This is a genomic window from Mesorhizobium sp. M7A.F.Ca.AU.001.01.1.1 (assembly GCF_004022735.1).
Classification (GTDB): domain Bacteria; phylum Pseudomonadota; class Alphaproteobacteria; order Rhizobiales; family Rhizobiaceae; genus Mesorhizobium; species Mesorhizobium ciceri.
Genome location: NZ_RZPF01000430.1, coordinates 1 through 5706, shown reverse-complemented (window position 1 = coordinate 5706; position 5706 = coordinate 1). Strand labels below are relative to the sequence as shown.

Sequence of the window (5706 nt, the reverse complement as noted above, 5' to 3'; positions counted from 1 at the left end):
GTGCTGTAGAGCGTCGAGCGGCCCTACGTCCAGGGACCGCGAAAACTCACCATTCTCAATGGTGCGGACTTCTCGCTGAAGCGCGGCGAGATGGTGGCGCTGGTGGCGCCGTCTGGCACCGGCAAGTCGACGCTGCTGCACACCGCCGGCCTGCTGGAGCGTCCCGACGCCGGCGACGTCATCCTGGCCGGCCGCGCCTGCGGGCGGCTGTCCGACGACGAGCGCACGGCGATCCGCCGCAACGATGTCGGCTTCGTCTACCAGTTCCATCACCTGCTGCCGGAATTCTCGGCGCTGGAAAACATAATGATGCCGCAGCTCATCAAGGGGCTCAGCCGCAAGGACGCGGCCGAGCGCGCGGCGCAGCTGCTCGATTACATGCAGATCGGCAAACGCGCGGCGCACCGGCCGTCCGAGCTCTCCGGCGGCGAACAGCAGCGCGTCGCCATTGCGCGTGCGGTCGCCAATGCGCCGCTGGTACTGCTGGCGGACGAGCCGACCGGCAATCTCGACCCGGTCACCGCGTCCTATGTGTTCGAGGCGCTGGCGGCGCTGGTCAAGCAATCGGGCCTCGCGGCGCTGATCGCCACCCACAATCACGAGCTGGCATCGCGCATGGACCGTCGCGTCACGTTGGCCGACGGTAAAGTGGTGCCGCTCTAGGGCACGGCGATACTGGGGGAGGCCGGCCTGCGAAAGGCGGCTTCCTGCGCTTCCCGTTCTACCCCGTCGCGGTAGAACGGTGCTCACGTACCCAAAAGTACGCTCCGCTCCGGTTCTCGAAATCCACCATTCTCGGCTCGGCCTGACCCCAGTCTCGTCGTGCCCTGGTCGGCGCTGGGCAACCGTCGTTCGCCCGTCAACCTTTTCTTAACCCTGCCGATTTGATCGCCCGGAAATTCGGACACGGCCGGATTGTGTCCGTTGACTTTGAAACAAAATTAGAACAAAATACGAACATATCAACAACAGGAGAGAGTTATGACCGATCTGGTTCAGGATGTCATCTCACTGGTTTGCATGAGCACCTTTCTCGTCTCCATGGCGATCTGGATTGGAGCCATGTGATTTGGCGGCGTTCGCCGCCGTGGGTCCCATGCGGTCGAAGACCGCTCCGCCGTTAAGCTTTTCTTGCCGCAGCGACGTTAGAGTGCCCCGGCAAGACAGGGAGCAACGTCCAGGTGTCGCCCATCGTCACGGCCATTCTGGTGGCCAGCAATCTCGGGCTGATCTTTCTGTTGATGACGGTGCCGCTTGGTTTGCGCACGGTCCGGCTGACCCGTCTGGTGGCGATGGATCGGCAGCGCCTCTGGCAGGCGCTGTGGCCGCTCGGCAGCGATGCCGGCTGGTCCGGTGAGATCCTGTCCGCCGAGGCCCCGGACGGCGAGGGCGTGGCCCGCATCACGCTGTCCTGGGAAGGTCGCGACGGCAAGCCGATCGAACGCAAGTCGCGGTTTGAAGACGTCGTCGAAGGCAGCCGCTTCTCGATGCGTGTCATCGAGGATACGGCACTCGACGCTTCGTTCTGGAAGGATTTTCGCGAAACCGCCGAACTCGTTTCGGAAGGCAACAGCACGCGGGTGACGCTCAGCCAGACCGATCGCTATCGTGGCGTTGCCTTCCTGGTGTTCCGCTATTTCGCCCTGCGCCGCGAACTCTCCAAGCTGCAGCGCTGGGCGCGGACCGGAAAGTATCGCAAGGGCGGCTGGTTCGAGCATCCGCTCAGCCAGGTCGGCTTTGCCGGGCTTTCGGCGCTGATCCTGTGGCCATTCTTCGGCCTTCACTTCGGCGGTCTGGCACTGGCCGCGATCCTCACATCGGTGGTCGCCCTGCATGAGCTTGGCCATATGGCAGCGTTCCGGCTGATGGGCCACAACCGTGCACGGATGATCTTCATTCCGCTGCTCGGCGGCATTGCCATTGGCGGGCGGCCCTATGACAGCCGTTTCGAAGTGGCTTTCGTGGCATTGATGGGCGCCGGCTTTTCGGCCTTCCTGGTGCCGATCGCCATCGCCGCAAGCACCTTTGCCGGCGCGGAAGGTCACCGGCTGGCGGCGGCCCTGCTGGCGACCCTGGCGGGCTTCGCCGCACTGTTCAACATCGCCAATCTGGTGCCGGTGTGGAAGTTCGACGGCGGCCAGGTGCTGCGCCAGATCTGTCCGGGACCGGTCGCGCTGGCGCTGGCTTCCTTCTTCCTGCTCTCGGCTTTCCTGGCCGTGGGTTGGCAGGCCGGCTTTTCCGCCACCTTCCTGCTCGCGACGGGAGCGGTGTTTTCGCTCCTCAGCCTGCTGACGATGAGCAGTGGGGTGAAGCCGCGTCACGAGCTGAAGCCGATCCGTACCATCGACCGGCTGGCCATGGCGGCGGCGTTGCTGGCGGTGTTCGCCATCCATGGCTATGGCGTGTTGTGGGCCTCTGCCCAACTGATTTGAGCCGTACCGGATCCGGAAGATCAGCCGGCTTTGCGCTCGGCTTCGACAGGCAACGCCGTGGCGGGACCGAACACATCCTCGAAGGCGGATTTCAACGCCAAGTCAAGATCGGCCATGGTCAGGGGAAGGCCTAGGTCGACGAGGCTGGTGACGCCGTGGTCCTGCACGCCGCAAGGCACGATGCCGCTGAAATGGTCGAGATCGGGCTCGACATTGATGGCGATGCCGTGAAAACTCACCCAGCGCCGCAGCCGGATGCCTATGGCCGCGATCTTGTCCTCCGCCGGCGAGCCGTCCGGCAGAGCAGGGCGATCCGGCCGCACGACCCAGACGCCGACCCGGTCCTCGCGGCGCTCGCCCCGCACATTGAAAGCGGCAAGCGTGCCGATGATCCACTGTTCGAGCGCCGCGACGAAGGCGCGGACATCCTCGCGCCGCCGCTTCAGGTCGAGCATGACGTAAGCGACCCGCTGGCCCGGCCCATGATAGGTGTATTCGCCGCCGCGTCCTGCCGCGAAAACCGGGAAACGGCTGGCGTCGATCAGATCCTCGCCACGGGCGCTGGTGCCGGCCGTGTAGAGCGGCGGGTGTTCGACCAACCAGACCATTTCGCCGGCAGCGCCGCTGCGGATCGCCTCGGCGCGCGCCTCCATGAAGGCAAGTGCCTCGGGATAGGCGGTAAGGCCGGGCTCGATCAGCCATTCGACCGGTGCCGAGCCGGGAAGCGGCAGGAACGATGTGGCGATCTGGCTGCGTTCGGTCATGGCGTATCGTCTTTTCGTTTGTCCATGGCGCGCCCAAAAACGCCTCGCACCTTTGGGCGACATCAACTTGCCTTCCATATGGCGATATCAGGCGCAAACGTCCAGTTCCGGCGCTGCGTTCGGGCCCTGTGGAGCATTATGCCAATCGCCTGACATTATTGCTTGCCGTGCACTTGTTTCACCGGAAACGATTTGCTACACGCCGCGAGCCGGTCGGTTCCGGCTCTACCACGTGCGGTCGTGGCGGAATTGGTAGACGCGCAGCGTTGAGGTCGCTGTGGGGCAACCCGTGGAAGTTCGAGTCTTCTCGACCGCACCATTCTCTTCCCAGAATCCGATTTGTGCCGGTCTCGCCCGCTGCGGGCCGGACGCATTTCGTTGATATTCCCGCACTTTACGCCACTTTCTTTTTGAGCGTCGGATTCTCCCAAAACCGGTTTCCCCCTTGGGTCCGATGCTCTAGACCTGATTTGCACCTTTTCCGGGATTCTTGTGGCGGGAGGCGCTGGTGGAAGGCGAGCACGAACGGACGACCGGCGCCGGGGCCGCCGAGGACAACCACGCCGACATCTATGGCGAGGACGGCGCCGTGCTTTCGTCCTTCCTGGCGCGGATCGGCGCGGCGATCGCCGACCGCGACACGCTGACCCTCAAGCATGAAGTCGACGACCTGCACCAGTCGGAGCTCGGCGATCTGCTCGAGGCGCTGCATCCCGAACAGCGCCGCGCGCTGGTCGAACTCCTGGGCGCCGATTTCGACTTTTCCTCGCTGACGGAGGTCGACGAGGCGATCCGTATGGAGATCGTCGACAATCTGCCCAATGCGCAGATCGCGCAGGCGGTGCAGGAGCTCGATTCCGACGACGCCGTCTACATTCTCGAGGATCTCGACCAGGAAGACCAGGACGAGATCCTGTCGCAACTGCCGTTCACCGAGCGGATCAGGCTGCGCCGCTCGCTCGATTATCCCGAAGAGACGGCCGGCCGCCGCATGCAGACCGAGTTCGTCGCGGTTCCGCCGTTCTGGACGATCGGCCAGACCATCGACTACATGCGCGAGGACAACAATCTTCCCGAGCGCTTCAGCCAGATCTTCGTCATCGATCCGAGCTTCAAGCTGCTCGGCGCCATCGACCTCGACCAGATCCTGCGCACCAAGCGTTCGGTCAAGGTCGAGGAGGTGATGCACGAGACGCGGCACGCCATTCCGGCCACCATGGACCAGGAAGAGGCGGCGCGGGAATTCGAGCAGTACGATCTTTTGTCGGCCGCGGTCGTCGACGAGAACGAACGGCTGGTTGGCGTTCTGACCATTGACGATGTCGTCGACGTCATCCAGCAGGAGGCCGAGGAAGATCTGATGCGCATGGGCGGCGTCGGCGACGAAGAGCTTTCCGACAGCATCTTTTCGACCTCGCGCTCACGCGTTCCGTGGCTGCTGATCAACCTTCTGACCGCGTTCCTGGCGGCGTCGGTGATCAGCCTGTTCGACCGCACGATCGAACACATCGTGGCACTGGCGGTGCTGATGCCGATCGTCGCGGGCATGGGCGGCAATGCCGGCTCGCAAACCATGACCGTCACCGTGCGGGCGTTGGCGACCAGGGATCTCGACATCTACAATGCCGGCCGCATCATTCGCCGCGAGATGGGTGTCGGCTTCATCAACGGCATCGTCTTCGCCATCCTGATCGGCATCGTCGCGGCAGCCTGGTTCCGTGATCCCAATCTGGGCGGGATCATCGCGGCGGCGATGATCATCAACATGTTCGTGGCCGCCCTGGCCGGCATCCTGATCCCGCTGCTGCTCGATCGTTTCAAGGTCGATCCGGCGGTCGCTTCGGCGGTCTTCGTCACCACGGTTACCGACGTCGTCGGTTTCTTTGCATTTCTCGGCATTGCCACGTGGTGGTTCGGCGTGCCCTGAAGGCACGCCTTTTGGCTCAATTGACTTTTACGTAAATGCCGTGCGAGGCTCGCGCGGGGCGCCATGTCGATTCCGGCATGGCATGGGTTTTGGTTCGGGACAGAAGGGTGACGCCGCCATGGCGATCGCCCCGGTGTTTCGGCGTGTGGGAGTGGCAATGCGAGAATATTATTCGATCACCGAGTTGACCCGCGAGTTCGACGTGTCGACGCGGACGCTGCGCTTTTATGAGGACGAAGGGCTGGTGCAGCCGGTGCGGCGCGGCCGCACGCGGCTGTTTCGCCCCTCCGACCGGCAGCTCATTCGCCAGATCATGCGCGGCAAAAGGCTTGGCTTCTCGATCAACGAGATTCGCGAAATCATCCAGATGTACAAGGAGCCGCCCGGCGAAGTCGGCCAGCTCAACCTGATGATCAAGCGCATCGAGGAAAAGCGCGAGGATCTCCGGCAGAAACGCCGCGACCTCGAGGAGACGCTGGCTGAACTCGACCATGCCTATTAGTCTTTTTTTTATCGGCTTTTGGCTCTTGGCGTGCCTCCGTAGGCAGAGAGTTTGAGGGACAGCGCCCCCCTCTCTCCTGCC

Annotated in this window: 4 protein-coding genes, 1 tRNA gene and 1 pseudogene; 5 read left to right on the top strand and 1 reads right to left on the bottom strand. The window is 63.6% G+C overall.

What is annotated here, in order from left to right:
• Positions 1–39: 39 nt before the first annotated feature.
• Both EN884_RS23335 and EN884_RS23330 read left to right on the top strand, forming a co-directional pair.
• Positions 40–663 (top strand): annotated as a pseudogene (locus tag EN884_RS23335) (ABC transporter ATP-binding protein); the annotation flags it as partial.
• A gap of 518 nt (positions 664–1181) precedes the next feature.
• Positions 1182–2432, top strand: coding sequence for a peptidase M50 (locus tag EN884_RS23330; protein WP_024501354.1), 1251 nt, complete (start codon positions 1182–1184; stop codon positions 2430–2432).
• A 20-nt stretch (positions 2433–2452) separates the two neighbouring features.
• On the opposite strand, the gene lipB is transcribed toward EN884_RS23330, so the two are convergent.
• Complete coding sequence (gene lipB, locus EN884_RS23325) at positions 2453–3196, bottom strand: lipoyl(octanoyl) transferase LipB (protein ID WP_027160542.1); 744 nt, start codon at positions 3194–3196, stop codon at positions 2453–2455.
• Positions 3197–3430: 234 nt separating this feature from the next.
• Between lipB and EN884_RS23320 the strand changes: the two genes are divergently transcribed.
• The 3 genes from EN884_RS23320 to EN884_RS23310 all read left to right on the top strand — a co-directional run bounded on the left by EN884_RS23320 (position 3431) and on the right by EN884_RS23310 (position 5625).
• Positions 3431–3515: transfer RNA gene (locus EN884_RS23320), tRNA-Leu, on the top strand.
• 189 nt (positions 3516–3704) lie between these two features.
• On the top strand, positions 3705–5123 hold the full coding sequence (gene mgtE, locus EN884_RS23315; protein ID WP_013531112.1) for a magnesium transporter: 1419 nt from the start codon (positions 3705–3707) through the stop codon (positions 5121–5123).
• Positions 5124–5280: 157 nt separating this feature from the next.
• Positions 5281–5625 carry a MerR family DNA-binding transcriptional regulator gene (locus tag EN884_RS23310; RefSeq protein WP_128360755.1) on the top strand — a complete coding sequence of 115 codons (345 nt, stop codon included), beginning with the start codon at positions 5281–5283 and terminating at the stop codon, positions 5623–5625.
• Positions 5626–5706: the final 81 nt, after the last annotated feature.